This is a genomic window from Erwinia sp. AnSW2-5, from assembly GCF_045107195.1.
Taxonomy (GTDB): Bacteria; Pseudomonadota; Gammaproteobacteria; order Enterobacterales; family Enterobacteriaceae; genus Erwinia.
Window position 1 is genome coordinate 347,407 of the sequence record NZ_JBJGXA010000011.1, and the last position, 26,079, is coordinate 373,485.

Annotated in this window: 48 protein-coding genes and 1 pseudogene; 25 read left to right on the forward strand and 24 right to left on the reverse strand. The window is 50.7% G+C overall.

What is annotated here, in order from left to right; genetic code table 11:
* Window positions 1-39: 39 nt before the first annotated feature.
* From ACFL9S_RS10885 to ACFL9S_RS10985, 21 genes are all read right to left on the reverse strand, one after another.
* Window positions 40-285 (reverse strand): hypothetical protein, encoded by a 246-nt coding sequence (locus ACFL9S_RS10885; RefSeq protein WP_405261882.1) that lies wholly within the window; start codon window positions 283-285, stop codon window positions 40-42.
* A 499-nt stretch (window positions 286-784) separates the two neighbouring features.
* A complete protein-coding gene (locus ACFL9S_RS10890; protein ID WP_405261883.1) occupies window positions 785-970 on the reverse strand; it encodes a hypothetical protein in 186 nt (61 codons plus the stop codon).
* Window positions 957-1,544 carry a hypothetical protein gene (locus ACFL9S_RS10895; RefSeq protein WP_405261884.1) on the reverse strand — a complete coding sequence of 196 codons (588 nt, stop codon included), beginning with the start codon at window positions 1,542-1,544 and terminating at the stop codon, window positions 957-959. The genes ACFL9S_RS10890 and ACFL9S_RS10895 overlap by 14 nt, the downstream gene beginning before the upstream one ends.
* Entirely contained in the window at window positions 1,541-1,798 is a 258-nt protein-coding gene (locus ACFL9S_RS10900; protein WP_405261886.1) for a hypothetical protein, read from the reverse strand. The genes ACFL9S_RS10895 and ACFL9S_RS10900 overlap by 4 nt, the downstream gene beginning before the upstream one ends.
* Window positions 1,795-2,514: an ead/Ea22-like family protein gene (locus tag ACFL9S_RS10905; RefSeq protein ID WP_405261888.1), complete on the reverse strand. Its 720-nt coding sequence runs from the start codon at window positions 2,512-2,514 to the stop codon at window positions 1,795-1,797. Before ACFL9S_RS10905 ends, ACFL9S_RS10900 begins: the two co-directional genes overlap by 4 nt.
* Window positions 2,515-2,701: 187 nt before the next feature.
* Window positions 2,702-3,325: a hypothetical protein gene (locus ACFL9S_RS10910; RefSeq protein WP_405261889.1), complete on the reverse strand. Its 624-nt coding sequence runs from the start codon at window positions 3,323-3,325 to the stop codon at window positions 2,702-2,704.
* 240 nt (window positions 3,326-3,565) lie between these two features.
* Complete coding sequence (locus ACFL9S_RS10915; RefSeq protein ID WP_405261890.1) at window positions 3,566-3,922, reverse strand: hypothetical protein; 357 nt, start codon at window positions 3,920-3,922, stop codon at window positions 3,566-3,568.
* Window positions 3,923-3,945: 23 nt separating this feature from the next.
* A complete protein-coding gene (locus ACFL9S_RS10920; RefSeq protein ID WP_405261892.1) occupies window positions 3,946-4,548 on the reverse strand; it encodes an ERF family protein in 603 nt (200 codons plus the stop codon).
* On the reverse strand, window positions 4,538-4,690 hold the full coding sequence (locus tag ACFL9S_RS10925; RefSeq protein WP_405261893.1) for a hypothetical protein: 153 nt from the start codon (window positions 4,688-4,690) through the stop codon (window positions 4,538-4,540). Before ACFL9S_RS10925 ends, ACFL9S_RS10920 begins: the two co-directional genes overlap by 11 nt.
* Complete coding sequence (locus ACFL9S_RS10930; protein ID WP_405261894.1) at window positions 4,680-4,868, reverse strand: DUF5444 family protein; 189 nt, start codon at window positions 4,866-4,868, stop codon at window positions 4,680-4,682. The genes ACFL9S_RS10925 and ACFL9S_RS10930 overlap by 11 nt, the downstream gene beginning before the upstream one ends.
* A complete protein-coding gene (locus tag ACFL9S_RS10935; protein WP_405261895.1) occupies window positions 4,865-4,996 on the reverse strand; it encodes a protease FtsH-inhibitory lysogeny factor CIII in 132 nt (43 codons plus the stop codon). The genes ACFL9S_RS10930 and ACFL9S_RS10935 overlap by 4 nt, the downstream gene beginning before the upstream one ends.
* Window positions 4,997-5,017: 21 nt before the next feature.
* On the reverse strand, window positions 5,018-6,022 hold the full coding sequence (locus tag ACFL9S_RS10940; protein WP_405261897.1) for a cell envelope biogenesis protein TolA: 1,005 nt from the start codon (window positions 6,020-6,022) through the stop codon (window positions 5,018-5,020).
* Window positions 6,023-6,178: 156 nt separating this feature from the next.
* Entirely contained in the window at window positions 6,179-6,625 is a 447-nt protein-coding gene (locus tag ACFL9S_RS10945; RefSeq protein WP_405261898.1) for a hypothetical protein, read from the reverse strand.
* Between the two features lie 14 nt (window positions 6,626-6,639).
* Window positions 6,640-6,897 (reverse strand): hypothetical protein, encoded by a 258-nt coding sequence (locus tag ACFL9S_RS10950; RefSeq protein ID WP_405261899.1) that lies wholly within the window; start codon window positions 6,895-6,897, stop codon window positions 6,640-6,642.
* Complete coding sequence (locus ACFL9S_RS10955) at window positions 6,894-7,208, reverse strand: hypothetical protein (RefSeq protein ID WP_405261901.1); 315 nt, start codon at window positions 7,206-7,208, stop codon at window positions 6,894-6,896. The genes ACFL9S_RS10950 and ACFL9S_RS10955 overlap by 4 nt, the downstream gene beginning before the upstream one ends.
* A complete protein-coding gene (locus ACFL9S_RS10960; protein WP_405261902.1) occupies window positions 7,205-7,363 on the reverse strand; it encodes a hypothetical protein in 159 nt (52 codons plus the stop codon). Before ACFL9S_RS10960 ends, ACFL9S_RS10955 begins: the two co-directional genes overlap by 4 nt.
* Window positions 7,364-7,394: 31 nt before the next feature.
* Window positions 7,395-8,021: an Eac protein gene (locus tag ACFL9S_RS10965; RefSeq protein WP_405261903.1), complete on the reverse strand. Its 627-nt coding sequence runs from the start codon at window positions 8,019-8,021 to the stop codon at window positions 7,395-7,397.
* Between the two features lie 37 nt (window positions 8,022-8,058).
* Entirely contained in the window at window positions 8,059-8,463 is a 405-nt protein-coding gene (locus ACFL9S_RS10970) for a pentapeptide repeat-containing protein (protein ID WP_405261905.1), read from the reverse strand.
* A 12-nt stretch (window positions 8,464-8,475) separates the two neighbouring features.
* Entirely contained in the window at window positions 8,476-8,784 is a 309-nt protein-coding gene (locus ACFL9S_RS10975; protein ID WP_405261907.1) for a hypothetical protein, read from the reverse strand.
* A 7-nt stretch (window positions 8,785-8,791) separates the two neighbouring features.
* A complete protein-coding gene (locus ACFL9S_RS10980; RefSeq protein ID WP_405261909.1) occupies window positions 8,792-9,094 on the reverse strand; it encodes a hypothetical protein in 303 nt (100 codons plus the stop codon).
* Window positions 9,095-10,084: 990 nt separating this feature from the next.
* Entirely contained in the window at window positions 10,085-10,849 is a 765-nt protein-coding gene (locus ACFL9S_RS10985; RefSeq protein WP_405261910.1) for a S24 family peptidase, read from the reverse strand.
* Between the two features lie 74 nt (window positions 10,850-10,923).
* Here ACFL9S_RS10985 and ACFL9S_RS10990 point away from each other — a divergent pair, with 74 nt between their 5' ends.
* The 18 genes from ACFL9S_RS10990 to ACFL9S_RS11075 all read left to right on the forward strand — a co-directional run bounded on the left by ACFL9S_RS10990 (window position 10,924) and on the right by ACFL9S_RS11075 (window position 19,697).
* A complete protein-coding gene (locus tag ACFL9S_RS10990; protein ID WP_405261912.1) occupies window positions 10,924-11,196 on the forward strand; it encodes a transcriptional regulator in 273 nt (90 codons plus the stop codon).
* Window positions 11,197-11,307: 111 nt separating this feature from the next.
* Window positions 11,308-11,586: a CII family transcriptional regulator gene (locus ACFL9S_RS10995; protein ID WP_405261913.1), complete on the forward strand. Its 279-nt coding sequence runs from the start codon at window positions 11,308-11,310 to the stop codon at window positions 11,584-11,586.
* A gap of 34 nt (window positions 11,587-11,620) precedes the next feature.
* Window positions 11,621-11,992 carry a hypothetical protein gene (locus ACFL9S_RS11000; RefSeq protein WP_405261914.1) on the forward strand — a complete coding sequence of 124 codons (372 nt, stop codon included), beginning with the start codon at window positions 11,621-11,623 and terminating at the stop codon, window positions 11,990-11,992.
* Complete coding sequence (locus ACFL9S_RS11005; protein WP_405261916.1) at window positions 11,989-12,129, forward strand: hypothetical protein; 141 nt, start codon at window positions 11,989-11,991, stop codon at window positions 12,127-12,129. Before ACFL9S_RS11000 ends, ACFL9S_RS11005 begins: the two co-directional genes overlap by 4 nt.
* The gene (locus ACFL9S_RS11010; RefSeq protein ID WP_405261918.1) at window positions 12,126-13,025 is read left to right on the forward strand and encodes a DNA replication protein; all 900 of its coding nucleotides are present in this window, start codon (window positions 12,126-12,128) and stop codon (window positions 13,023-13,025) included. The genes ACFL9S_RS11005 and ACFL9S_RS11010 overlap by 4 nt, the downstream gene beginning before the upstream one ends.
* On the forward strand, window positions 13,015-14,415 hold the full coding sequence (locus ACFL9S_RS11015; RefSeq protein ID WP_405261919.1) for a DnaB-like helicase C-terminal domain-containing protein: 1,401 nt from the start codon (window positions 13,015-13,017) through the stop codon (window positions 14,413-14,415). The genes ACFL9S_RS11010 and ACFL9S_RS11015 overlap by 11 nt, the downstream gene beginning before the upstream one ends.
* Window positions 14,416-14,673: 258 nt before the next feature.
* Window positions 14,674-14,865 (forward strand): hypothetical protein, encoded by a 192-nt coding sequence (locus tag ACFL9S_RS11020; protein ID WP_405261920.1) that lies wholly within the window; start codon window positions 14,674-14,676, stop codon window positions 14,863-14,865.
* Window positions 14,862-15,107 (forward strand): hypothetical protein, encoded by a 246-nt coding sequence (locus ACFL9S_RS11025; protein WP_405261922.1) that lies wholly within the window; start codon window positions 14,862-14,864, stop codon window positions 15,105-15,107. Before ACFL9S_RS11020 ends, ACFL9S_RS11025 begins: the two co-directional genes overlap by 4 nt.
* Window positions 15,107-15,382, forward strand: coding sequence for a hypothetical protein (locus tag ACFL9S_RS11030; protein ID WP_405261923.1), 276 nt, complete (start codon window positions 15,107-15,109; stop codon window positions 15,380-15,382). Before ACFL9S_RS11025 ends, ACFL9S_RS11030 begins: the two co-directional genes overlap by 1 nt.
* A gap of 91 nt (window positions 15,383-15,473) precedes the next feature.
* A complete protein-coding gene (locus ACFL9S_RS11035) occupies window positions 15,474-15,737 on the forward strand; it encodes a DUF4752 family protein (protein WP_405261924.1) in 264 nt (87 codons plus the stop codon).
* Window positions 15,737-16,018, forward strand: a complete 282-nt coding sequence (locus tag ACFL9S_RS11040) for a hypothetical protein (RefSeq protein ID WP_405261926.1) — start codon at window positions 15,737-15,739, stop codon at window positions 16,016-16,018. Before ACFL9S_RS11035 ends, ACFL9S_RS11040 begins: the two co-directional genes overlap by 1 nt.
* Complete coding sequence (locus ACFL9S_RS11045; protein ID WP_405261928.1) at window positions 16,015-16,539, forward strand: DUF3850 domain-containing protein; 525 nt, start codon at window positions 16,015-16,017, stop codon at window positions 16,537-16,539. The genes ACFL9S_RS11040 and ACFL9S_RS11045 overlap by 4 nt, the downstream gene beginning before the upstream one ends.
* Entirely contained in the window at window positions 16,508-16,978 is a 471-nt protein-coding gene (locus ACFL9S_RS11050) for a recombination protein NinB (protein ID WP_405261929.1), read from the forward strand. Before ACFL9S_RS11045 ends, ACFL9S_RS11050 begins: the two co-directional genes overlap by 32 nt.
* Window positions 16,979-17,416: 438 nt before the next feature.
* Complete coding sequence (locus tag ACFL9S_RS11055; RefSeq protein WP_405261930.1) at window positions 17,417-17,599, forward strand: hypothetical protein; 183 nt, start codon at window positions 17,417-17,419, stop codon at window positions 17,597-17,599.
* A complete protein-coding gene (locus ACFL9S_RS11060) occupies window positions 17,559-18,137 on the forward strand; it encodes a recombination protein NinG (RefSeq protein WP_405261932.1) in 579 nt (192 codons plus the stop codon). The genes ACFL9S_RS11055 and ACFL9S_RS11060 overlap by 41 nt, the downstream gene beginning before the upstream one ends.
* Window positions 18,134-18,970, forward strand: a complete 837-nt coding sequence (locus ACFL9S_RS11065) for a phosphoadenosine phosphosulfate reductase family protein (protein WP_405261933.1) — start codon at window positions 18,134-18,136, stop codon at window positions 18,968-18,970. Before ACFL9S_RS11060 ends, ACFL9S_RS11065 begins: the two co-directional genes overlap by 4 nt.
* Window positions 18,967-19,086, forward strand: coding sequence for a YlcG family protein (locus tag ACFL9S_RS11070; protein WP_405261934.1), 120 nt, complete (start codon window positions 18,967-18,969; stop codon window positions 19,084-19,086). Before ACFL9S_RS11065 ends, ACFL9S_RS11070 begins: the two co-directional genes overlap by 4 nt.
* Window positions 19,083-19,697 (forward strand): hypothetical protein, encoded by a 615-nt coding sequence (locus ACFL9S_RS11075; RefSeq protein WP_405261935.1) that lies wholly within the window; start codon window positions 19,083-19,085, stop codon window positions 19,695-19,697. The genes ACFL9S_RS11070 and ACFL9S_RS11075 overlap by 4 nt, the downstream gene beginning before the upstream one ends.
* A gap of 187 nt (window positions 19,698-19,884) precedes the next feature.
* Here ACFL9S_RS11075 and ACFL9S_RS11080 read toward each other — a convergent pair whose 3' ends face one another.
* Genes ACFL9S_RS11080 through ACFL9S_RS11090 form a run of 3 tightly spaced genes read right to left on the reverse strand, consistent with a single transcriptional unit; the run spans window position 19,885 to window position 21,237 of the window.
* A complete protein-coding gene (locus ACFL9S_RS11080) occupies window positions 19,885-20,742 on the reverse strand; it encodes a tyrosine-type recombinase/integrase (RefSeq protein WP_405261936.1) in 858 nt (285 codons plus the stop codon).
* A 43-nt stretch (window positions 20,743-20,785) separates the two neighbouring features.
* Window positions 20,786-20,968 carry a hypothetical protein gene (locus ACFL9S_RS11085; protein WP_405261938.1) on the reverse strand — a complete coding sequence of 61 codons (183 nt, stop codon included), beginning with the start codon at window positions 20,966-20,968 and terminating at the stop codon, window positions 20,786-20,788.
* 11 nt (window positions 20,969-20,979) lie between these two features.
* A complete protein-coding gene (locus ACFL9S_RS11090; RefSeq protein WP_405261939.1) occupies window positions 20,980-21,237 on the reverse strand; it encodes a hypothetical protein in 258 nt (85 codons plus the stop codon).
* A gap of 319 nt (window positions 21,238-21,556) precedes the next feature.
* Between ACFL9S_RS11090 and ACFL9S_RS11095 the strand changes: the two genes are divergently transcribed.
* From ACFL9S_RS11095 to ACFL9S_RS11125, 7 genes and pseudogenes are all read left to right on the forward strand, one after another.
* Window positions 21,557-21,802 carry a phage holin gene (locus tag ACFL9S_RS11095; RefSeq protein ID WP_405261940.1) on the forward strand — a complete coding sequence of 82 codons (246 nt, stop codon included), beginning with the start codon at window positions 21,557-21,559 and terminating at the stop codon, window positions 21,800-21,802.
* A 2-nt stretch (window positions 21,803-21,804) separates the two neighbouring features.
* A complete protein-coding gene (locus tag ACFL9S_RS11100; protein WP_405261942.1) occupies window positions 21,805-22,290 on the forward strand; it encodes a lysozyme in 486 nt (161 codons plus the stop codon).
* Window positions 22,287-22,739 (forward strand): lysis protein, encoded by a 453-nt coding sequence (locus ACFL9S_RS11105; RefSeq protein ID WP_405261943.1) that lies wholly within the window; start codon window positions 22,287-22,289, stop codon window positions 22,737-22,739. Before ACFL9S_RS11100 ends, ACFL9S_RS11105 begins: the two co-directional genes overlap by 4 nt.
* A gap of 802 nt (window positions 22,740-23,541) precedes the next feature.
* A complete protein-coding gene (locus tag ACFL9S_RS11110; protein WP_405261956.1) occupies window positions 23,542-24,144 on the forward strand; it encodes a putative metallopeptidase in 603 nt (200 codons plus the stop codon).
* A gap of 31 nt (window positions 24,145-24,175) precedes the next feature.
* Complete coding sequence (locus ACFL9S_RS11115) at window positions 24,176-24,634, forward strand: DUF2280 domain-containing protein (protein WP_405261944.1); 459 nt, start codon at window positions 24,176-24,178, stop codon at window positions 24,632-24,634.
* Window positions 24,627-25,874, forward strand: a complete 1,248-nt coding sequence (locus ACFL9S_RS11120; RefSeq protein WP_405261945.1) for a PBSX family phage terminase large subunit — start codon at window positions 24,627-24,629, stop codon at window positions 25,872-25,874. Before ACFL9S_RS11115 ends, ACFL9S_RS11120 begins: the two co-directional genes overlap by 8 nt.
* Window positions 25,875-25,886: 12 nt before the next feature.
* Window positions 25,887-26,060, forward strand: a pseudogene (locus ACFL9S_RS11125) (DUF1073 domain-containing protein); the annotation flags it as partial.
* Window positions 26,061-26,079 lie beyond the last annotated feature (19 nt).

Sequence of the window (26,079 nt, forward strand, 5' to 3'; positions counted from 1 at the left end):
GTCTGACATAGTTACCTCAGTAGATAGATGGGGGAGGGGTTAAATGGTTAGCAGGCTGAGTTTTTCTAAAATTGCGCTCGCCTCTTCGTGAGTTATTCCTTCATTGCCGAACGGAACATCGTCTATCGCATTGCTGATTTGGTCATTCTGTCGCTCAGTAAAGAAGTCATCGCGATAATCGAAAAATGCCGCTGAAACTATCCTCCCTCCGTGAAAATCCATCCCTGCACCAACTGACGGCTCCTTTCCATCCTCAAACTCAAAAACAAATGTCATCTTTCCCATGCTTATTCTCCTTTCCTCCCACCCATCGACTGACAAACACAATTCAGCCATAGCCATGCACGACCGCTATGTTTTGCAGGGATTAGCGTGGCTATTTTGGTTGAGTGTTTGTCGAGAATCTGACGATAGGTGAGGGTGTTTGATTTGCTGAAGTATTCGTTAAGTGCCGCTCGGGCTGTGCTGTTTATCGCGTTCTGAATCTCTGGCGACATCGCGCATCCTTACGCTACACGGCGCTGCTGAATTGCCCGCTGCCACTTCTCGTGGTCTTCCCGGCACTCCGGGCAGCAGTAACTCGTACCCGGCTGTGATGGTTCGCCGCAGTCTGAATTCCGGCACACGGGCGATGGTGGCTCCGGCTTCTTCCTGTTAGCCAGTGCGATAGTCCTTTCCAGTTCCTCAAGCTCTGCGGCCTGGTCTGTTATGTCTGCGTGCATGGGGTTTCTCCATAATTTGGGCGTAAAAAAAAGCCGCATTAGCGACTGTGATTGCGTGTGGTTTATTTTGGTGGAGGAGCTGCGTATACCATCGCCCGATACACCCCTGGCCCGGTAGGTATTTTGTACTTGGCTTTATATCGCTTACTCGCCAGCTTTTGTTCATGAGATGGCTCAACAGGGACAAGCCTGTATTGCCCGTCCAGGCTGAATCCATCAGCAGTTAAAACGACATTAATCGTTTCCATCGACACCTCCCGGCGCTGCTGCTGCTGCTGAAACTGTCTCAGCGCCAACATTGTGAGCGTAAATAATTGCCCGTGCTTTGCCTGGTTCAATGCCACTGACTATCAGGCCGCTATCACCGTGAATAGCGACATTTTCATCACGCCAGTCACCGCACATAGCGAACCAAGCACCCGGCACGCTGGCCGCTGGCGGCACGTCACTGTAAACAATTCGGCCCTCTTGAAATGGTATGTTCTCGTCGTAAATATCTCGATCTACGTCATACCACTGCCTGCTGTCGCGCAACTGGAAAATTTGTGTTCCTGAGTGCGCCACGGTCGGAACCCCGTAAAAGCCACGCTTTACTAATGAATAATCCCAGTCACCAGGCTTTCTTTCGTGTGCGGAATAGCGACTGCCTTCCCCAGGATTATCTATTTCCCACAACTCAGCTTTGGCATCCAGCACCGCCAGCAGGGCGCGGGCCATCAATGCCAGTGTAACCCGAGAATTTTCGCCAGGGTTATACAGGCCGGAAGCCAAGTCATTCAAAGTAATGCGTCCGCCGATTTGCTCGATTAGTTCGTTAATCATCCCCACTTCCCCACGAATGTAGCCTTAAATGAACCGCGAACACTCTCTGTTGACTGATGGTATTCAACCCCGCCCTCACAATGCGGGACAGCCTTCCACCACCCTGACTCAGCTTGCCCTGAAAAATTATCATCAGGTGCGATAACTCCCTGCTTAATTGCCAGAGAGACAACCTGATCTTTCGTGTGAATGCCTTTGAGCATGAGATTTATGTCATTGCCGTCATTGAAATACTTAACGTTTTCGTTTTTCATTTCTTCACCTCATATTTCACATTGGCCGCGTCGAGATTCACGCGGCAGGCCTCTATCGCTTTGTTCCACACCTCTGTTTCCGTCCAAAGTAGGCTTCCTGCATACTCCGCCGGACAGAATCTCTCAGCGGGCAACTCAACAACCTTCTGCTGCTGTGCGCCCAGTTGCCGTGTGTCTGCAAGGGCTAGGTTGTATCCGTAATTTTCGATGTCCTGACAAAGATCGCTACCGAAAACTACAGGCTTCTCAGGCGGCAACACGGCTGGCTGTGCGGCGGTGTAGAGGGCAATGGATTCTGTTTTACATCCACTCCCATTACCAGGCGTTAGCGGCGCAAGACACAACCTCCACGGCCCAATCTGTGCGCCGTCATGAGCGCTGGTAAGTCGCCACTTCCACGCAACAGGCTCACCCGCCGCAGCATCGCGCCGTGTAATCTCTGCACGCAGATCGTCGCGCTCACGCTCTGCCGCTTCCAGGCGCTCAATCAGAGCTATCACAGTATCGGGGTTGGATGCAGCTATGAATCGTGCGTTACGTGCTTTCTGCTTCTTACTACAATCGACACCGTCGAAACCCATCCAATCGATGATGTCTCCACAGCGTGGATCTTCTGGTGTATGGATGGAGAATACGTTTGCTTTTTCATTGATAAAAGCTCGCCACACCCCACCGGTAGCCCGCTGAGCCAGCTCTTTTAACTGTTGTGTGTTCATTGCTGCTCTCCTGCCTGCGATTTCTCACGAAATCGTGATGGACTCCAATCGCAGACTTCATCGTCGGGGATATGACCGAACATCATTGTGCAGCGACGAGCGTGTACGCAGTCGCCACATGTTTTCCCTTCGGGAAGGTTCATTCCATCATCGCGATCAGTACGACGCATCGGCTCTCTGCCTGTGCTCATAAAACCTCCCCGGCGCGGATGCGTTCAGAGAACTCTTCGGCCCGCTCTTCAACCTGATAGTCATACCATTCACGAAGATGAGTCCCACACGCTGCCGCTCCATCAGCCCGAATCCCGCGGATAGCGGCGTCTGTGGCTGGGGTTTCTGGTTTAATGGCAGCCAGTACGGCGCGGATAACATCAGCGGAATTTTCAACCCAACCCCACGATTGACCGCTCGCTGAATCGCTATCTAATCCGCCCTCTGAATCGATATCTAATTTAGCTGTGTCATTAAGTAAATCTTGCAACTCATCAGGAACTTCTTGCGGTTCAAGAGCCAATTTCTGCGCCACATTCTCAGCAGCCAGCGCCCGCACCTGCTCCTGAAGCGCGGTAATCGCATCGACCAAATCCTTAGGCGATACATCATCAGCATCAGCACCAAATCCCAGCACCTCACGAACATACTTTGATTCATTCTGCCGCTGGTCAGCCCACCCTGGTGACATTGAGTAGCGGGATAGATTCTCTTGAAGCGCGGCCACGATTGCGGCATGGTCGTCGAACTTCACAAATTCACCTATGGCTGTTTCTTCCACGCCATATGAATATTCCTGATAACGCTTAATCTCTGTCATATCTCTCTCCCGCCGACCGCAGTCAGCCAGTAATGTTGTTAGCCCGATATTCCAGAAACCGGATGCCTTCCCTGCTGGCCTTCTGGCGCACGGACTCATGGCTTCTTTCGAGTGTTCTGGCTATTAATTTCGGGGGTAGGTGGTGGGCTAATTGGTGCAATTGCTGAATTTCGCCCTGCGTCCAACTGCGTCCGTCAGACAGTTGCTTTCCACGGCGTTTATGTATTTTTCCGTCCATGCCTATTCCTGCCTGACTGCACCGCCTGCACCGTAACGGTAATCGCGGTAATCCCCCCATAGCTCTTGTAGCGGTGCTGAAGTAACGATGATTTGAGGCTGCTGGGGATAAAATGCCGCCTGCTCGGCGTAGCGTCGGGTAACAAGCCTGTCTTTTCGCTGCGACACGGTCAGTGTGTTGATGCGTGGGTGTGACTCTCCAGCTTTCAGCGCCATCCATGCCCGTCCGGCATCCCACGCTATACTTTCCATCTGACGCTCCCTGTCAGTCATGCGTGAAGCTTTGTGGCGGTATGATGCCCGCCGATATTCCGGCAGGCGTGCGCAATGCTCCTGTTGTTCAGGTGTGAGTTCTCTCATTGGGATTCCTGCCGGGGTGGGGGTTAAGCGGCTTGCTTCAGTTCTGCCAGGCGAATGCCTGTGATGTCTTTGCACTTCTGCTGATGTTCTGGGTGCCCTGACAGGGCGGCCCATGCCTTTTTATATTCTGATTGCAGCTTAGCCTTGTCATTTTCATTCCCGGCATACTCAGTGAATGCAGTAAGCGTTGCGTCAGGATTGATTGCTGGCGGCCTTTGCTGCTGAGTGCTTTGTTGGCGCTTATGCTCGTCTGTATCAGCATCCTTGGAGTCGTCAATTCCAAACAAACCATTCAGGCAGTATTTTCTGGCATAGGAGCTTGTCGCGCCTGTCACCTGCGCATCATCCATGCCTTTCTTTTCGCTGGCCTCTCTTGCCATTGCGGATGCGGAGTGCGATGTCTCACCATCGGTTATGGTGGCTGTAGCCTTGACGTAATAGCGATCGCCAATCATCACTATTTCGTCTGAGATAGAGAGGAAAAGCCCGTTCAGCAGGGGCTTAACGCCTTCGAGAATGTCCTCACAGCTTCGGTATTTGTATTTCCCAAAGCTGTTAAACTGATTCTTTGGGGCGTTAAGGGTTCGCTGTATCTCAGCCAGTCTGATAAAGAATTCACTGCTCACAATAACCTCCCATCATCATCTCCTGCTGCTCCGTGCGGTAGTCGGCGATAGCTTCCTGCTGTGCCAGTAAGTCGGTCATGATTGGCTCTACGAACGGAGCCATCAGGGCGATAAAGAATTCGTCTGCTGCGTCATGCTGCATGATATTTCCTCCAGTCTTTGTCCTGACAGTCGCGCCAGCCTAGAGCGATTGTCTGCGCCCAGTCATAAGCCTCTTTCATGCCTTCCTTTGTGTCAGGGAAAGAGGTTTCATATAGCTTTCCAAATTCTCGATTTCCCTGAGTGACGTAGATGGTTCCGTTGACGGGTACAATTGTCATAGTGGGTTGCCCGGCTGGCTGAGAGTGTCGATTAATGAGCGCCAGCCAGAACGGAGGCGGCGGGTGATTACGTCGAGAAGTGATTCAGAGCGGCCAGCAACAGGCCACCCTGCAATGACGAGTTGCATGGTCGATTCCTTAGAATTGAATTAGTAGTTGATGCTTGTATGAGGGATTGAGTTGCTCATAAGAGCCTTCAGCGTTGCGATAGCCTGTTCACGCGTTAAGCCAGCGTGTTCTACCAGGCCTTTCACAACATCGGTGCCGACTGCCTTGCGATGGGCTTCATTGGCTGCACGTTTTGCCGCTTCATCAGCAATGCGCTTCTCTTCAGCCAATCGTGCTGCTTCTTTCTGTTGTGTTTCACGCTTAATGCGATCAGCTTCTTCCTGAGCTTTGCGCTGAGCTGACTCAATGGCTTGCTGCTTTTCACGCTCTGCCTGCTCACGCGCTTCTTTTGCCAGCTGCTCGGTGCGCTCCTGCGCCTCTCTGGCTTCACGCTCTGCACGTTCCTGTGCTGCGATGCGGTCCGATTTTTCCTTTTCTGCCTGAGCGATTAACTGCGCTTCACGCTGGGCGGCCGCCTCGCGGTCACGTTGCGCCTTTGCTTCTGCTTCCTGCCGCGCCTGTTCTACTGCCTGACGCTTAATCTCTTCTTCATGTGTGATACGCTGGCGTTCTGCTTCGGCAGCTGCTTCTGCGCGTTCCCGGTCGAAGTCCTTGTTCATTAGCAGTGCCATTTCGTGTGCTGATTCAATTTCAGCAGCCAACTTCTCAGCAGCAAGCCTCGCCGCCTCTTCAGCCTTTAAGCGCTCCTGTTCTGCTTCGTAATCACTAAGTGGCTGCCGTGCCTTCTCCTTCAGCGCGTCAAGGCGGTCACGCACCGTCTTCCGGTTGCCGTCAATCAGCTTCGGGATTTCCTTCAGCTCTGCCACCAGGTCTTTACCCAGGCTATCGAGATAAGTTTTGGTCTGCGCTACGCGGTAGGCCAGGGAAGCAATCTCTTTTCTGCCCTTTGCCGTGGAGACATCCGGCACAAAGGACATAACTTCACGTTCAACTTTTGCCAGAATTTCTTCAATCTGGTCGCTGGACTTAAAAACGGTGAGGGCGTTAGCCTTCTCAATGACAACCAGATCCGTTGTTTCGCTCATGTTCACTCCTGAATTTTGGGTATAAAAAAGGCCCGAGGGTTAGCTCAGGCCAAAACGGCTATGCAATTTTCTTTAACGCCTTTGCCTGACGACTAAAGCGCTTTACTGATGACTGGGCGTCATCGAAATGCCCTACTGCGACAGGGCATTGCGGTGTCACTCGGCTAACTTTTCATTCCATTTTTCGATTGCTGTTACTGGGCTTTCGAAAGTGACAGCCGCAATCCAGCCACAGCACTTGAGTTGAAACTGATTGAGAATGTATGGCTCTGGGCTTACACGGCAACCCCGGTCCCACTCAAAAGCTTTAATGACTGGAGCCTTCTTGCAGAAAGGGCACTGTTTAGCGGATGGGAGATTCTCAAAGGTGATATCCGGCAGGGATTCATCATCTTCTGCCCACTCAAGTTCTCCAGGCAACACTAAGGAATATCCGTTCCAGTAATCAAACTCAGGCGATAAAACATTCTCGTAACCTGCACCGCGAAGACGGAATTTAGACCTGGCAATCACAACCAATCCTTTGACTTTTCGACTCCCCATCCTCCACAGATAAACACCAGCGGCCTCCGGTTTCTTTTCTGAGTACTTAATCCACTCCATCCTCTTCTCCTCAGTTACTCGCCGCGCGCAAGAAGCATTGCGTCAGCCACTTCATATGCGTGCTTAACATGCCGTTCCGTACTCCAGTGATTCCACTCTGGATTTGATAGCATTCCCTGTAGCGCCAGCCCTGCAAAATGGTCAAGTAGCGTCATTCCTCCAGCAATAAAAGAATCACCAGGAGGAACGTCATACCCGTAAATATTTTGCTTCTCGTTACTCAGGTTTGAAACCTTGCTCGGGAATGCAAAACCACCTGTTTCTTTGCTCATTGTGATTCTCCCAAAGCCTTTTTGATTGCGGATGACGCTCTGTCAAGGTGCGGCCTGAAGTGAGACTCGATATAAGCCAAATCGACATCAGAGAGAACCAGCTCACGCTTTAAGCATCGAAGCGCCTCAAGTAGTTCAGGTGCCGCAGCGATTAGCTGAGTATTTGCCCTACGAATCTCGTTATCTTTGTCGCGAAAAATCTGTGATGTAATACCAACGCTTGTTCCGCCATCGGCGCTATCGATATTGAACTCAGCCCCAACATCTGCGGCATCCACGACCCAAGGCCCGGGCGTAAATTTCTCTTTCATCCAACCCTCCACTTATCCCACTGCTCTTTATTCAGTTGCTGGCTGATTGTCTTTCCTGCCAGCACCCCATAACCTTCAACTAAATCAGCACGCCACATATAGCCGCAGGACAGTACTGTGACATGCCATTTACCATCCTTGCGAGTTACTATCATGGTGTGCTCCGGGCGTAAAAAAGGCTGCGGTTTAGGCAGCCTCATTGTTTGCTAGGTCATGGAATCGACCGTATGTGAGTTTCTGGAAGTACGGGGGAATCTCTACCTCGCCGTGTTTGGCGTAACCATCCCTGTCTTTTGCATTGGGTATTGCGAAGAGTAGACAGTCATCGCGACCCGGGCAGCGCCCGCCGTATGTGGTTAGCATTGCCACGCCAAAGTTGCCAGAAGCCTCGCCGAAACCTGTTCTCATAATATGATAATGGTCAATAATATAAGCCTGCCACGAAGGCAAAGATCCCAGCTTCTGATTGGCTTGTTTAATGCTGCTGTCTAGTCGCTTATTGAATTCTCGGCCATCTTTGGTATTTCCCTTTCCGCGAGCGGAAATAACTTTTTTCCCATCCAGGTAGTCGCTGCGTTTGATGGTGACAGCGCATGGAAACTTATAATCAGCATTCCACACCAAACCGCGCAGCAATGATCCCTTATCACCAAAACCAGATGTGTCCGTGTAAGCAACAGCTCCGAACTCACCCATGACACCTGTAATAATGTCACTGCGACCCTTGCGAATGCTATCGTATCCATCGATAAGGGTTTTGACGTCCGCACCCTCAACTAGGTAATAATCGTAGTGCTTATGATTATCTGCCATCTCTCACTCCTGCGGCAGCGCCGCTGTTAAAGGCCGACTAAGCGGCGTCTTCGGTTTCCACATCTGGCTCATTAAGCCATTCCGGTCGCTCGCCTTTACCCATGTAAAAGTCGATAACATCAAGCAGGCGTGGGTAGAACTTAAGTGCCTTGCGACCATCCATTTCGGCAATTTCACGCTTGGTGAATGAGCGCCATTGCTCTGCAGTATGGTTTTGGCATCCAGCCTTGACATATTCACCGTTTGTGATTTGCAGGTAGTACGCCTCACCCATAATTACGAAGGTGTGATCAGGCAGGTCGGCATCGCGCAGGTTGGCATCGCGCAGGTTGGCATCGCGCAGGTTGGCATCGCGCAGGTTGGCTCTCGATCCGCTTTCCTGCGTCGAGGTAACCCACAACTTATGTTCGTCTAAAATCTTCTGCAATTCGGTAGAGTTCATTGTTTTCCCTCGTTATTTGATAGTGAGCATTGCAAATACACCAGGTGCCTGACGCGGCTTGAAGTCGCGGATATCTCGCAGCACATCGTTGAACCCCGACAGTTTTATGCCTCGGCGCTTAGCCTCAGCTTTAACCAACGCCTTATCCATCAGCGGGAACAGGCGTTTAGCTTCTGCTTTAGCCTCGTCAAAGCTGTATTTACGAAGGAAAAGCGCATCTTCTTTCCGGCGCTTCTCTGCTGCCAGGTGGTCATCCAATTCCCTGTGGAAGTTGCCTCGCTTCTCCAGCGGGACATTCAGAACGCCGTGGTCTAAAGACATGCTCACCTCAAATCAGTGGAATGCTGTACCCGCGCTGCTTCTGGCGGGCGTTAATGTGCTGGCCGAAAGGGTTGTTCACCTTCCGGTGCTTCGGATCCTCGCGAGTCACAAACTCGACTTCTTTCACATCACGAACACTCGGCCCGTTGATAGCTCTTGCTACCTTCATGCTGCTGCAACCGGATGCGATTACAGCGATTTTGCGAGAGAGCTGAACATCCGCATTGGCTTGCTCACGTTGAGCCTCTCTGCGTGCTCTGCGGCGATTTCTGGCGTTATCAGATGCCAGAATGGTTACGACTACTGTCATGGTGCACCTCAAGTGAACTAACCGAAGCCCTCACGCATAAGGGCAGCGGTAAAATCACTTAATACAAAAAACTAGGTGGCAATCAGCGCTTATATGCTCCATCTGTGCTGTTAAGCCATAAGAAACGTTCTGACCAATTTCGGCGCGATCCTCTTCTGAACCGTGAAAGATCTGGTAATCCTTACCAGCGACAAAGGGCGAGTTTCCTTCTGACTTAATGCATTTCGCTGTTGAGTATTTCATTGTCATTCTTGCGTCCTCATTAGTAGTTTTGCCGAAACCCCCAAATCATTAGAGGCAGCGGTAAATCTACTGGTATTGCAGCCAACCCAGACTCTTTGCCTATGGCACACGAGAGATGCATCTGCCTCATTTACTGCCATCTCTGATACGCACAATGATTTGTACGCGGTTCGAATTCCTTTGCCGACTCACTGGTCTTACTCGCTCTCCTGAGCTACTAAGCTGCAAAGCCAACTGCACTTTGAGCCACACTCTCGCAGTGGCCGCGCTCATGCCCTTGAGTCTCTGTCGCCACTTGGGCCGCTGATACCGGTGCGCGCCTGGCTTTCGCGCTGCTCTACCGGAGCTTGTTTTGATATATGAACCTTGACCCGTCACTACACAGGCTCGTCATTTGACGACTCAGGGCAGCATCATTACTGCTGCATTGCCTTTCGGCTGCGGTCTAACCCGCATGAGTTCTACATAGAACCTCCTGTTGAGTTAAATCGTTCCCCGCATTCCTGCGGAGACATACCCCTGATTTTTAAAGAGCGTGACATCCTGTCGGTGGTGCTGTGCGTCTTGCTGATGTGGTTAAAGTTAGCATTGTGCTAAAATCAACGCAATAGCCATGCGCTAAATATTTTAGCGTTAATTGCTAAATTAATGAATGGGAAGGATATTTATTTTAGCGGCAGGTTTAGCGTGGTGAATTTTAGGCACAAAAAAACCCGCACTCAGCGGGTTTCAGGGAAGATATGAGGGTTAGTAGGTCACAGAAGACCAGAATACTTTGCCAATAATTCTAATTTCATTCCGATCTCTTACTTCTTCTCTGTGTTCATCTTCATTATAACTGCGGATCCTGACCTTCCCGCCAGGGACGGCGTAAAGGACTTTCACTCGAAGCAAATCACCATAATCAATGGCGTACATCTTGCCATCTTTAATCTCAGTGCATCCCATATCCACACCAACGGTCGCGCCATTGGGGAGAACTGGTTCCATACTGTTTCCGATCACTTCGACACATACAGCATTATCAAACTGTACGTTTAACCTGCGCAAAGTCGACTTGGCGAACCTCAACTTAAATCCATTATTATCTTCCTGGAAGGCGCTTCCTGTCCCAGCGGCTAATTGCACCTCCTTGAGGAACGGCACTTCAACTTCATCATCTTCTATAGGGGTGACCGAGTCCCAGGGTTCTATTTCCCCAATGATTTTGGCCTCACCCTTGTTTTCTTCATCTTCCAGTTCCGGGTGAACTTGGTCAAGCCAGCCTCTTGGTAGTTCGAGGTTCATCTCGATTTTTCGAGCGAGTTCATCCCCCAGATTACGCACGGCATTATCTCCGAGGATCTGGCTGAGGGTCGATGCGGATGTGCCGACCTTTTCTGCAAAGTCAGCCTTCTTCAAACCAAATTTGGCAGCCGCTTGCTTTTGTTGGTAGCGGAGGTTAACCCGCCTGATTTCTTTTATGTCCATGCTTAAATTTTCCCATCTTTTAGCACGGCGATAAATATGCATGTTGCTAAACGATTCCTTGCAATTAATTTAGCGTATCGCTAATATTACCCAATGCATTAGCAACGGGAGCATTTATGCAAAACACCATTACAGCATTTGAGCAGATTAATGACCTGCTTCGCTGGAAGAAGCAGGCAACCAGGGAGAAGTGGGAGAAGCTCGCAAAGCTGGCAAACACCTCCGTTGGCAACCTGGATCAGCTGGCATATGGCTGGCGCGGAGCATCAGCAAAGAAGGCGAGTGACATTGCCAATGCAACACTCAACTTCCGCGACCCAAAGCCAGTAACCAAAGAGGCGATCGCTTTCGCCCCTGTACGGAAAGTTCAGAAAGATAACGCAGCATAAGCACCACCGCTCTTTAAAACTCTGAATCCGCTCCCACCGCAATGTCGGAGCACAATGTGGAACCCCACTGGTTTCACACGTAACTATTTAACCACAAAGGAATGATGTCATATGGAAATCACAAGCACCCGCAAGAAAGCCTCTGAAATTACCAGCAATATCCTCAACCGCATTGCGGCAAGAGGGCAGCGCAAGGTTGCATCAGCTTTAGGCATTAACGAATCGCAGATTACCAGATGGAAAGACAGCCTGATCCCGAAGATGTCCATGTTACTGGCCGTCCTGGAATGGGGTGTTGAGGATGAGGAATTAGCTGACCTGGCTAAACAGGTGGCAAGGATTCTCACCAAAGAAAAAGCCCCGGAGTGCTTGGAACACTTCGAGGCCTGATATCGAACAACTGGATCTAAATACAGGAGTAATTATGAGTTCATTGCTATCGCTTTACAAGGGCAAAGACAAGAACGGCACGGAAATGTCAGCGAAGAAAACCTTCCTAGTTCCTCTGGCTGAGTTGTATGTCGAGCCGGGTTACAACGTGCGTGAGATTGACCAGGCGCAGATGGCGAAAGCTAAGGCTGCTGGCAAGTCGAAGCTGACTAAAAGCGATGCTATCCCTCAGTTCAGCGCACGCAAGGCACGGCGTCTTGTAGAGCTTCTGGTTGATGCAGAGTTTGAGAGAAATGGCGATGGTGATTATCTCGCGCTTGCCATGGATACTTCTGACGAAATTAACCGCATCCTCGCTGAATATCGCGCTGGTATCGGCACCAAAGATACCGGGGAGGAATCATGAGAAAGCGCTCCTCAAATCACCCGATAAATCATAAAAACCTCACTCGCCTGGACTTTATCCGGGGCTTCAACCCGATAGCCGGGGAAAAGCTTCGCCAGATGCTTGAAGAGCAAAAGGCAAAGGAGAAAGACAAGTGATCAACGTAACTAATCTTGCCGTCGTCAGGGAGGCCAGGCGGCAACAGGAGACGCCGAATTCAGTCGGTAAGGGGTTCGCCTTGCTGCACCGAAAAATCATGGATACACCCTTCTACAAGGACGCTGAAGCATCCCACCTGTGGGTGCATCTTCTTCTCCGTGCCAACTATGAGCCTACGATGATTGCCACCGACTCAGGTGATATTTTCTGTGAGCGTGGCGAGTTCATTACTGGCAGGAACAGTCTGGCAATGGAAACAGGATTAACCGCTGACCGGGTAAAGGCGCTGCTCAGAAAGTTCACCAACCTTGGCATGATCAGCACCAAATCTACCAACCGATTCACTGTATTAAAAGTGGCCAAATACGACGAATATCAGCAATTTTCGTGTCCAGCGGATGTCCAGCCAGTGTCCAGCGCAAACCCGCAGCCAGCAAGGCGTGAGGGGGGGGAGTGTCCAGCCAGTGTCCAGCGATTGTCCACAGATAAAGAATTACTAAATACTAACTTAATATCTAAAGATATTAAGTGTGCATCTCCTGCGGAAAATCCTGAGAAGAAAAAACCTTCAATCAGTTGTGAGCAGGTTGTTGAGGTTTATCGCAGAGTCCTTCCTGAATGTCAGGGAATCAACATCATCACTGACAAGCGCCGTAATCTGATTCGAACCTTCTGGCAGAAAGCAGGGAAGGTTACCCGCAAGCTTGACGGTCATGCGTTCAGCCTGAACGACTGGGAAGCCTATCTGACTTACATCAGCAACAACTGCCGATGGATGCTGGAGAACAGGCCGGATCAGCGAACCGGTAAGACCTGGCGGAAAAAAGCCTTGGAATATTTTCTCGACGTAGATGTTTACGCCAAAACCCGCGAAGGAGCCTGCGATGACCTCTGAAATTCTATCCGCCCCACACAGCCTGGAGGCCGAGCAAAGCGTTATCGGTGCAATCCTGCTTGACTCGCAAAGCGAACGCGCTCAGAAGGTTCTGGCAACGCTTAAATCCGAGTCGTTTTACTCTCGCACGCACCAGGTGATTTTCGGTGTGATGAAGACAATGAGCAGAGAATCAAGTCCCATTGACGGATTAACGGTATCAGAACGACTTGAGCGTGACGGGCTAATCGGCCAGGTTGGCGGTTTCTCGTATCTGATGCAGATTGCAAAAGACACTGTTAGCCAGGCGAACATCGGCGCTTATGCAAATGTCGTCCGGGAACATGCCGCAGAGCGCTACGGCATCCAGAAGCTGAACGAAGCTACTGAGTTGTTCTACACCCGAAACGGGATGACAGCGGCAGAGAAGTTTGACGCCGTACAGATGCTGGCTACTCAGATTAGCGACTATGCCAAAACGGGCAATCGCCGGGGTGCCAGGCCACTATCCGAAGTCATGACCGACTGGCTGGATGAAGTGGATCAGCGCTTCGATAATTCTGGAAAGAGTCGCGGTCTTTCTACTGGAATTCCATCTCTGGATGCGATTCTTGAACCAAAAGGCATCGTTAAGGGGTCCCTGTTCGTTATCGGCGCACGTCCGAAAATGGGCAAAACAACCCTGTACAGTCAGATGGCGATCAACTGTGCCATGCGGGAAAAACTCCCGGCCATTTTGTTCAGCCTTGAGATGCCAGATAAGCAAATCTTCGAGCGAATGGTCGGACAGGCTTCCGGTGTTAACACGGATATTTTCTACCGTGGCAGTGACAACGACTCTGACTTCGCGCTGGCGAACGGCAGGGCGCTGGAGCTGGTAGAGTCGAACAACCTGTTTATCGACGACACTCCCGGCGTCAGCCTGGCGCATATTGTTGCAGAGGCCCGCCGCATCAAGCGCGAGAAAGGCGCAGTAGGCATGGTTATGGTCGATTACCTCACGCTTATGACTGGCGAAAAGGCAGACCGTAACGACCTGTCATTCGGCTTGATAACCAAAGGCCTGAAGAACCTGGCGAAAGAACTTGGGTGTGTTGTCGTTCTCCTGACGCAGCTCAACCGTGACCTGGAGAAGCGTACCAATAAGCGACCATTGCCAAGCGATTCACGCGACACCGGGCAGATTGAGCAGGACTGCGACTACTGGCTGGGCATCTACCGTGAAGGCGCATATGACGAGAACTACCCGCAGCAGGATACAGAGCTACTTCTCCGCCTTAACCGTCACGGTAAATCCGGCGTGGTTTATGCAGAGCAGCGCAACGGCTCTATCTACGACTGTGACCAAGCCGAAGCACAACGCAAGGCGGCTGACCGTGAAGAGAAGCCAGCAAAACGAGGGGGATTCTGATGTGTGAGTGGAGCGATTACCGCTGGATGGTGAAAACGATGGCTGCTGACTGTGGAGTGACGCTAAACAGTATCGCTAAGCACGTTGGTGTAAGCCGGCAAAGGTTGAACCAGATTACGCAGGCCGGGCCATCTAAAAAACAGCAGGAGCTGATTGCTGAGGCACTCGGTTGCACTGGGTGTGACCTGGTGGAAATACACGGGCAGATGGGCGAATTAACCGAGTTGGCCGGACAGCCAGCCAGAGGGGGTAAGTGACATGGCATGGGAAAAGTCAGAAGTAGTTTCGGTTGATGATATCTGGATTTCTCCACGGGGAACAATCTATCGGATTGTCGAGGTGGGAATCCACCAGGCAACAATGAGAAAAGGTGTTCACGGCGAGGGCAGAAAATCATTCAAATGGCTGAATAGCTTTGATGGCTGGGCGGTTTACAAGGAGGCATCATGATGGACTACAGCAAACTGAGTGACGCGGAAGTTCGCGAGCAGGCCGTTAAGCACGGAATCACCGTTTCAATTAATCGACCGCTACTCACTTTCGGTGATTGTGCTGCCGCCACTTATCCCACGCACGGCGGTAAAGGATGTGATTCAGCGATAGTGAGCCTGGCCGATTACGAATACGTAGATGATGCCATTAACGCCGCGCTTCGTGAGGCGCTGGGCCTGATGATGCAGGAGAGTGAGTGATGACTGAGCAAGAGAAACAAAATCTGATTCACCACTGTGAATCGGTTCGTGACGGCACGACATTCTTCGACACTATTACTGATTACAATAAGCGACATCAGCAAATTAACGAAATTGCGCTGGCTTCGCTGACGGCGAAACCAACCACGACAATGCAACCAGTCAAGGCACCAAAACAAGAGAGAGGCACATATCCCCCGGCAAGAATCAAGCAGGTCCGGGATATGGAATGGATAAGGGCAATCCGTGAAGCTGGCGGGACGGTGGAGGAATAATGCACCAGACATACACAACAGAACTTACCGTATCGGGCCTGCTAATTTTAGTGGGCCTTTTTATTTGGCGCTGGGCGGGGAGGAAAGGGTGATGGGAGAGTTAACGTTAAATGAATGGATGGCATTAGGCCTCATGTGTACCACCTATCTGTTTATCGTTGTTAAGTCAGCTGAGTGGCTAACTTCAGTGATTCTCAAGCAATGGAACAAGCGCAGAAAACAGAGTCGGCAGCAGCGGGCCATGAATGAGTTTTACGATGCTTTCGAGCTGGAAAAACTTGAGCCTGACAGCACAATGCGTATCGCTACGAAAGGCAGCCTGGTGCTGATTATGTACCGGAAGGAGAAAGAGTGATGGATAGTCGAGCGCAGTTTGAAGCGTGGTTTCGGTCAAAGCATGAAGGCCAGATGATCACAAAAGGGAAAGGATATTCTGACCCGATAACACAGCTTATGTGGCAGGCATGGCAGGCATCACGCGCAGCGATTGAGGTGGTACAGCCGAAGTTCATTGATAGCCGGGAGGCTTTGAGCATGGGCCGAATGGTCGATTACTCAAACGGTTTCGGTGATGCGATGGATGCTTATGAGCAGAGACTGAAGGTGGTCGGCATCAGCATCAAAGGGGAGGAATGATGGAACATAAACTTAAAATCCTTCCAGAGCATTTCGCACCAGTTCAGCAGGGAATTAAGACGGCTGAATTACGGCTGAATGACCGCGATTATAAACCTGGCGACATTCTAGCATTGTGTGAGATTACTGGCCCCGATGGTTGCTTCACTGGCGAATGGGTGGACAGGGAAATAACACACGTGGCTGATGTTGGTACTTACCTCCCTGGCTATGTCCTTCTCAGCATGAGGCCATACGCGCAGGAACCTCACGACGACGTAATGTGGGAGGAGCGAACCATGACAGCAAAAATCATCCCAATAAGACCACAAGCAGTAACCATCTCCCGTCGTGACTTCAAGCAAATCTGCAACGCATACATCAACGCCACGAACTGCATGCAGCAGGTGCTGATGATTCACCGGGGCGACAATGCATTTTCTGATGCCGCCGTTGGCAGAACTGAAGACGCACTTCAGGTCATCATTCAACAGCTCAAAGAGGTTATTGATGGAGAAACAGACGTTCTTCCTGCGGAATGAGCAGGTGCGACGAAACCTGATAGACCAAATCAACAGCCTACCGACCGACCCCGCCAGACCAATCGAAATCGAAGTATCCCCACCCAAGCGCACGCTCTCACAGAACCGGAAAATGTGGCCGCTGCTGCATGACCTTGCTGTGCAGGTGACATGGTTCGGTGAGAAATACGATGAAGACGACTGGAAGGATTTAATCACCGCTCTGGTTGCGAAGATGCACAAGCAGGAGCAGCGCACTGCCCCTGGTATCGGCGGTGGCGTGGTCATGTTCGGTCAGCGTACCAGCAAGATGCGCGTATCGCAGATGGTCGATGTTATCGAGGCTATCTATTGGTTCGGCACCGAGCAGGGCGTGAGGTTTAGTGAGGATTCCCGCCAGCATATCGAATGGGCGCAGCGGTGGGGCGAAACCAATAAACAAAAGCAGGTGGCAGCATGAGCAAAATGCAGATAGCAATCATCGAAGCACTGGCTTCGGGGGGAGTGGATGAGTTCAGCAAGCATAGCTGAGGCCGCTCATTTCCCAGCTGCGTCAGTGCGCGTCAGTCTGGCAGGACTTTGCAGGGAGGGAATTGTGGTCAAGAAAGACGACCCCGACAGGCCTCAATACTGCGTTTACAGAAGAAACAATGTGCCAGCAGGATTTGGCATCAGCCAGACGTTGGCAGCATTCGACAAATGCCTGCGCGGGGTGCGGCAATGAAAAACGCTTGGTTCACTCATCCCGCAGTAGACACCGACACAGCAAACGAACTCCTCGAACGATATGCAGCACGCAAAATCCCAGCAAAGAAGATGCTAGCCACCGATCCCAGGTTATGGCTTGTTTCCGCGTATCTGCCAGAAGGCAATTATCCACCGCGCCGGGACAAAACGTATGAGCAATCAATCTGGAGCTGACCGGGCGCGTGCTGATTGTGGCCTTGCATTATCACCAGATGAGGCCTGGGTTTGTGAAGACTGTGATTCGCTCTACATGATGATCGGCTATGAAGTTATCGAAACAGTGAGGAGGGAGGATGGCGACAATACTCAAGCCACCGAAGCCGAAAAAGTGTAAATGCTGCTCTGAGAAGTTCACTCCACGCAATACCCTGCAAACCGCCTGCTCTCCAAAATGTGCAATCCAACTCGCCAAGCAACTCACCCAGCGCAAGCAGCAGCGCGAGGAGAAAGAGCAACGTGCTGCCTGGAATAAGCGAAAAGCAGCAACGAAGCCGCTAAGCCACTGGATGAACATGACCCAGCGTGCATTTAACGACTACATCAGGGCGCGGGACGGGGAGATTTGCATCAGCTGCGGCAGTACTACAGCAGTCAGCTATCACGCCGGACATTACCGGACAACTGCGGCGGCTTCGCAGTTACGATTCAACGAGGACAATGTTCATAGCCAGTGCAGTGCGTGTAATACGCACCAGTCAGGCAACATCAGTCCATACCGAATCAACCTCATCACCAAAATCGGCCTTCAGCGCGTTCTGGCGCTCGAATCAAACAACGAACCTCACCGATACACCAGAGAAGAGCTGGACGGCATACGTGCGCGTTACAGGGCTTTGCTGCGTGAAATTCTGAGGCAAAGAGAGGCAGCATGAAAAATATCGTCAGTCTTTCTGGCGGTCGCACTTCTGCATACCTGGCACACATCATGAAAGAAAAAGACCCGGAAACGGAATTTATCTTCATGGACACCGGTGCAGAGCACCCCAAGACATACGAGTTTATCCGCAACATAGTCAAGCATTGGAAAATCAGACTCACCTGCCTTCGTGTTATTCCGAATCCGGAAATGAACAAACCCAGCACCTACGAAATCCTCAGCATTGAACAAATTGGCCCAGACCTTGAGCCATGGAAGCGCATGTTGAAAAAGTATGGTCATCCATACGTAGGCGGCGCGTTCTGCACAGACAGAATGAAGACAGTGCCATTCATCAAATACTGCGATGAGCACTTTGTCCGGGGGAATTACACAACATGGCTGGGAATGAGAATTGACGAGCCAAAGCGTATTACTCCTAAGCCCGGGATCAGGTATCTGGCGGAAATTAGTGATTTCGAAAAGCAGGATGTAATTGACTGGTGGAAGGGGCAGCCTTTCGATCTGGAAATTCAGGAGCATCTCGGAAATTGTGTTTTCTGCATCAAAAAAAGCCTTCAAAAGGTAGCGCTGGCAGAGAAGGATGAGCCAGCTCTTGCCGCTCAGTTTATACAAACCCTTCACGACTTCGATGCCAAGCAAGACAAGGTTATGTATCGAAGCAATAACTCTCTGGAGCAGGTGATTGCACTATTTTCCGATACCGGTAGGGATGAGCTCGCATCACGTATGACATCAATGCGCCAGTACGACACCGGTTCTTGTTCGGAAAGTTGTGAGGCATTTAGCGGGCAGATGGGATTCGATTTTTCAATGGAGGCAGCATGACCGATTACCTACGACAGAAATGGCGCAAGCTGCGACTCTTTCGTACCCGCAACACGTTTCCTATCGACTATCGAATTTTATCCAACACAGCGAAGATACTCAGGAGAGCAGCATGAGAAACTCATTCGGTGTAAACGTGCTTCCCAGCGTGCTCCGTCAAAGCGATCTGCGCAGGGCCTGGTGCAGGGGAAAGCGAACCATCACCCCAGCGCAGCGCGTGTGGACTCGTTACCTGCTAATCCTATGGGGTAAACACCTTGGCGGTGATGATTCACCAGGTGGCTGCGTAAACGTGATTGGTCGCCTGATGATTCGAACAGACTGGAGCCAGCAGCAGGCAGATCGCATTGTTGAGGTGGTAAACAGCCTGCACGAACAGGGTTACGAAGGAGATGAATTATTCAAGCGTTCGCGTGAGCTAATCATCCCCGGCACATCAGCAGCCAGCATCATCGCTCTCGCCAAAGAATCAGATGATGCGGCTTTCGTTGAAAAGGTAATGAGCAGAGCCATTAAACGCGACAGTCCGATCCGCGATGTGGCTATTAAACGATACTGCGACCGCAAAAGCCCGCAAGATATCGCCAGGCAGATAAACCACTTCACCGGGTGCGATATCCAGTACGCCCGCAAGAGGGTAATCTGGTGCGAGGAAATACTCGAAGAGGAAATGTATTACGCAATTAAGCGTGAAATGGAGGAGGAATATTCCCCTGTTGCTGCATAGCTGGAAAATATTTTCTAAATATGTTGAATTCGGGAAATAGACCTGGTATATTTCATCTAAGCTCGGACGTCAAAGGCGAAAGAGCGCGGTGGTGACGAAGAAGTAACTAAACAGCGGACCAATGCCTGCGGCACTCAGCTGAAGCATCACAAAAGAAAGCCCTGGTTAATCCCGGGGCTTTTTGCTTTTAGATGGAGAGTCTCCGGTATTCTTTCCCGCGCAGATCATTGTATTCGTCTGTCATGCGCTGATATTTGTGACCCAGAAGGGTTTGGGTGTCAACACCCTGAGATCGATATAAACGCTCAGAAAGTGATCGCTGTTCGCGGAATGGTGGCGGGGTATCTGCATTAATCCCGCACTCCTCGCGGCATATTTTGAACCAGCGTGAAATTGACCACGTATTTACGCATTTTCCATTCTCGTGCTGAAGAAAAAAACCCGGCGTTGCGCACATATCAATGACTTCACGCAGTGTTGTTGAAATCGCGTGTAGATTCAGAGAGAGGGGCAGAGCGATTTTTTCACCGGTTTTAAACTGCGTGACGTGAAGATAATCGTCAGTTATATCTGATTTATGCATTTTGACAATATCTGACGGCCTTTGCGCAGTAACCAGTGCCAGCAGCATTGCGTTCTGAAAATATTGAGGCGCCCGGTATTTTGCGCAGCGGAAAATAAGAAGCCATTCCCCGAGCGACAGTCTCTCTGTTTTAACTGATGTGACCGGATGTCGCGACACTAAAGCCGGATTATGTCCCAGCGGCACAACGGACGCCCTCTGAGCTTCAATAAAGAGATTCGATAAATTTATTCGCAAGCGCCTGGCGCTGTGCGGTGCATTTAACGATTTCTCATGTATAGCCTGCGTTATGTCAGCAACAGATATGTCGATCAGCCCCCTGTTCGGCCATTTATCACGGCAGAAGCCAATCAATCGGTCATAGTCGCCCATTGTTTTTATTGATATTTCGCCGCTTGTCATTCGTAAGTTGACGATGCGTTCATATTGCGACAGCCAGCCTGTCATTGTGATTATTGACATAAAATCTCCTTTTTTGAGCTGCCTGTACGGCAGTGATGGAGATTCAGTCAGTAATCTTTGAGCCTTCGGATTTAAGCGTGCGTCGGGGGCTGTAAAGCACATCATCGACGACAATAAAATCTTTGTTTATCCACTGAGTTATCTGGGCTGGCGCAACCTTGATGTATCGTGCGAACTGCGCCTGATTACCAGAAAAGTGTTTTTCAATGTATTCGATAAGCGTCATTCGTAATAATCTCAAAGCATGACTTCTGCGCCCATCGCCTCGATGCCACGCACAAAAAGCGGTCGATCCTGTTGTTTGCAAAATTCATTATATTGTTCCTTGGTCACCACCTTCTGTGATGCATATTTCACCCACGCTCCGTTTGACTCCAGGCGAATGACTATATTGTCGCCATCTTCATATGCGACAGCATTAACGTTGTGACCAATTTTGCGACCTTTGAATGTTGCTGAAGTTGATTTATTGCCAACGATTTCGATGAATTTCATGTTGAATCTCCAGTAAGGTGTCGTTTTGCTTCAATGAATATATAGTAAAACACTTTACCCATGGTGTAAAGCATTTCACTATACAGATAACATCGCACATATACGATTTTGCGCCCCCGAATCAATCATACCCTCAACCTGACCTGTGTCGGTGCGGCGCACTTTAAACAAAAAAATCCGCTCAATGGCGGATTCTTCGGTTACCCATAGCGCAAGGCGGAGCTTCTTCTATCGACAGGATGAAGTTTACCCGGACTTGTTCAGCTCAACATTTAGACAATTCTGAAAACGGACAAGTCCCCTTACGTGGGGGGTGGATATGAAAATTATGCCCGACAAAATCGCATCAGGCGCAAGCTATTGCGTGTCCGGCACTCTTGTATGCGGGGGTGGCGTGTCGCAGTGGATGCATAACCTCGACTGGAATCAGATCGCAATCATCAGTGGCGTAGTGATTGGTATTGCTACATTCCTGGTGAATCTCTATTACAAGAACCGCCAGACCCGCGCTTATGAGGCTGCTCTCAATCGCGGATACGTGCAAAGCCCACCACAGGACAATTAACCATGGCGATATCCTCCGCCCTCCGCAACAAGATTATTGCTGCCATGGGTGGCGGTGCTATGGCTATTGCTGCTGTGCTTATCAAGCCGCTTGAAGACACGGTGCACGACCCATATCTCGATGTTGTTGGTGTTCCCACGGTATGCACTGGGCATACTGGGCCAGACATTATCATGGGTAAAACATATACCGATGCCGAGTGCCAGTCGCTTCTAAATAAAGACCTGAGAGTTGTCGCTAATCAGATTGACCCTCTCATCAAGAGGCCAATCCCCGAAACAACGCGTGCGGCTCTCTACTCCTTTGCATTTAACGTCGGCGCTGGGGCATTCCGGCAGTCAACTCTGCTGAAGAAAATCAACGCAGGTGACACGGTGGGCGCATGCAACGAGCTACGCCGCTGGACATACGCAGGCGGCAAGCAGTGGAAAGGCCTGATGAATCGGCGTGAGATTGAGCAGGAAGTCTGCATGTGGAGTCAGAAATGAATGGTCGTGCCTGGCTGATTATCGCCGTGGAATTTCTGGTCGCAGTCGTCGTAGTGCTTATCCTATCGTCTCAGCTTACAAAGCAAAAGACCCGGGCTGACAATGCCGAGTCCCTGGCAAAGCAGCGGCAGGAAACCATCAATGACATGCAGACGCGCCAGCGTGACGTTGCTGCGCTCGATACGAAATACACAAAGGAATTGGCTGATGCCAAAGCTAAGCTTGATGCTCTTCAGCAGTGTGTTAGTTCTGGCAAGTGTGGGCTGCGCCTCAACGCAACCTGCTCAAAGGGTAACACCACCACAGCCGGCAGCATGGGCGATGATGCCACCGTCCGACTTAACGACTCCGCTCAACGGGATTATTTCACTCTCAGAGAGCGAATCAGCACAATCACCGGGCAGGTGAACTATCTCCAGCAGTACATCAGAGAGCAATGCCTAAATTAAACAGGGCCGCTTTAACAAAGACTCTCGAAATTGTACTCTGAAGCCCTTCTAATGGTTTTGGAAAAATTGCGCATGTCAGGGTTTATCAGTGACTACAAAGGGGCCTTATATCGAAAGAGCACAATCAGTATCAAGCGGTGGATTTACTTCTTTCTAAAGAGTTCATTGCTGTTTCTGCTGTTGTTACTATTATTTAGCGTCGTTCAGTATGCGCTCATAACATACACTCCATTGCTTGAATACGTGACCGTGTCTGGGATAAAGCAATCCAACATGTATGGCATCATTCTGATGCTTACTATCAGTTTTTCCCCTTCAGTTCTCTACCTGGTCAAAATCATCAGGCAGTAAGCATCACAAGGCCCATTTGCGAGTGGGCCTGATGATGACCTGCTGAGGTTAAAGATTAATATGAAAAGAAGAGAATCATTCATCCTCGAAGAGTGGGAAGGTAGCGAAGATTTGCCAGCTATGCCGTGGACTAAGGGGGAAATCATTGTCCTAATAGCTTTCATCCTCGCCACAGTTATCTGTGCTTATCTGGTCATAACAACAGAGTTAGGGATGGAGATATTCACGGCATTCATTCAGGGCATAGCGTTAGGCGCTGCCATAGGCACTGTTTTCAATCTGGCTACACGCAGATCCTGCACGATAGCGCACAGAGAGAATCAATAACGCCAATACCGTGAAACACCTGAGATAACGCAGGTGCGCTCACTCATGGTCGCTATCCGGTGCGATGGTAGACGAAACCGGGAAATCAGTTATGCCGAAAACAGAAAATGAGTTACTTCGACCGATGCCACACTCCAGCCTGATTGATGACTTTCAGCCTTACACCAAACTGATACCCGCGCCGGAAATTGGCGAGTGGGTGCACAGCCAGATACTGTCCGGAGACGGTCAACTGCATAACCCTGACCACGCGCACCTGATGGATGCGGATCTTCGCTTCATGTGGGCATCCAGTACTTTCGCGAAGCAGGGGCGCACTGTGCTGGGCCAGGCGGAAGAGGTATCTATGCGCGCCGGTGGCTGGCAGAAGGCCCGCATGGAACAGCAGATGCATGAATGGTTCGGCGAGGTGCCGAAGTACATCATCACGCTGGCTGCCGACTTCTGCGCGCAATGTACGGATCTGGAGTTCTGCGCCCTGGTGGAGCATGAGCTTTATCACATCGCCCAGGCACAGGATGAATTTGGCTCACCGAAATTCAACAAAGAAGGCCAGCCTGTTCTGACAATGCGCGGACATGACGTTGAAGAGTTTGTTGGCGTTGTGCGTCGCTACGGTGCCAGCGCCGATGTTCAGGAGATGATTGATGCAGCTAAAAAGCCAGCTGAAGTAGCTCAACTCGATGTAGCCAGAGATTGCGGAACATGCCTGATGAAGCTGGCGTAAACATTTATTCAGATTGTCATGGAGGAAGCCAATGGCAGCATTATCGACAGAGGTTAAATCCTTCATCGTACAGTCTCTGGCGTGCTTCGAGCCTCCATCGAAAGTGGTTGAGCTTGTAAAGGCGGAATTTAACGTTCAGGTATCACGTCAGCAGGTGTCGCAATACAGCCCAGGCAATGCCATGGCGGAGAAGCTGAGTCAGAAGTGGGTTGACCTCTTCAAGTCGACACGTGAGAGATTTCAGAACGAGATATCAGATATCCCTATCGCCAATAAGTCCTACCGACTTAGATCTCTGGACCGGATGATGACAAAGGCCGAGGGCATGAAAAACATGGTACTGGCTGCATCACTTATTGAGCAGGCGGCTAAAGAGTGTGGCGATGCCTACACAAATCGACAGAAGGTTGAGCACACCAGCCCCGATGGGAGCATGACTCCTAAGCCGACAACAATCCAACTACTTCCAGTTGAGCCTAAGCATGAGTGAAGCCGTTCAACTCCCGATCCCCGCAAAGCTCGCACCACTCTTCACTGCCATCAACAAGCGATACCGCTGTTCACATGGTGGTCGCGGCAGCGCCAAGACGCGCACGTTTGCCCTGATGACAGCTGTTAAGGCGTATCAGGCGATGATGAACGGTGAGAGCGGAGTAATCCTGTGCGCGCGTGAGTTCATGAACTCGCTGGAAGAGTCGAGTATGCAGGAAGTGAAACAGGCAATATTGTCAGTGCCGTGGTTGGCCTCCAACTTCGATATTGGCGAGAAGTACATCCGCACAATTGATAAGAGTGTGAGTTACGTGTTTGCTGGCCTGAGGCACAACCTCGACAGCATCAAATCTAAAGCGCGCATCCTGCTTTGCTGGGTTGATGAAGCAGAATCAGTCAGCGAAATAGCATGGCAGAAACTAAGCCCTACAGTGCGCGAAGAAGGCTCTGAAATCTGGGTGACCTGGAACCCGGAGCGCGACGGTAGCGCCACTGATAAGCGATTCCGCAAGGAGGCTGGCGAAGACTGCATTACGGTTGAGATGAACTACACAGACAACCCATGGTTCCCCGGCGTACTTGAAGGTGAGCGGCAGAACGATGAGCGCCGCCTTGACCACGCAACATATGCCTGGGTGTGGGAAGGCGCCTATCTCGAAAACTCTGACAAGCAGGTGCTGGCTGGGAAATATCGAATTTCTGAATTCTCAGACAGCCTGTGGAAGGAAGCAGATCGCCTGTTCTTCGGTGCTGACTTTGGTTTCGCTAAAGACCCAAACACGCTTACCCGCTCATTCATTCTGCACAACCGCCTGTACATCGAGTATGAGGCTTACGGCCAGCAGACTGAGTTAGACCACATGCCAGCGCTCTACGACAAAATCCCCGGCGTGCGTGACTGGCCTATCAAAGCTGACTCAGCCAGGCCGGAAACAATCAGCTACCTCAGGCGCCAGGGCTTCAATATCTCTGCTGCTGAAAAGTGGCAGGGGAGTGTAGAGGACGGCATAGCCCACCTGCGCGGTTTCGACGAGATAGTCATTCACCCGCGCTGCAAGAATGTAGCAATTGAAGCCCGCATGTGGTCGTACAAAACAGACCGCATCACCGGTGAGGTGTTGCCGAAACTAGCTGATGGGTTTGAACACTGCTGGGACGGAATTCGTTACGGCTTGGATGGTCACATCAAACGCAAAGCGCAGTCACTCGGAATGATGATTCCTAAACGCCTTCGATAAAACGGATAAAGCATGAGCAAAAACCTACAACTGGCCGTCAACCATGCGTTGAACGACGCCCGGATGGCACGCGCCCGTATGGGTATGCTTTCCCCGACAATGGGCCTGGACACAAAGCGCAGTGCAGCATGGTGCGAGTACGGATTCAAAGAAGACCTGACCTTTGATGACCTTTACAAGCTGTATGAAGTGGTCAACTAAAACT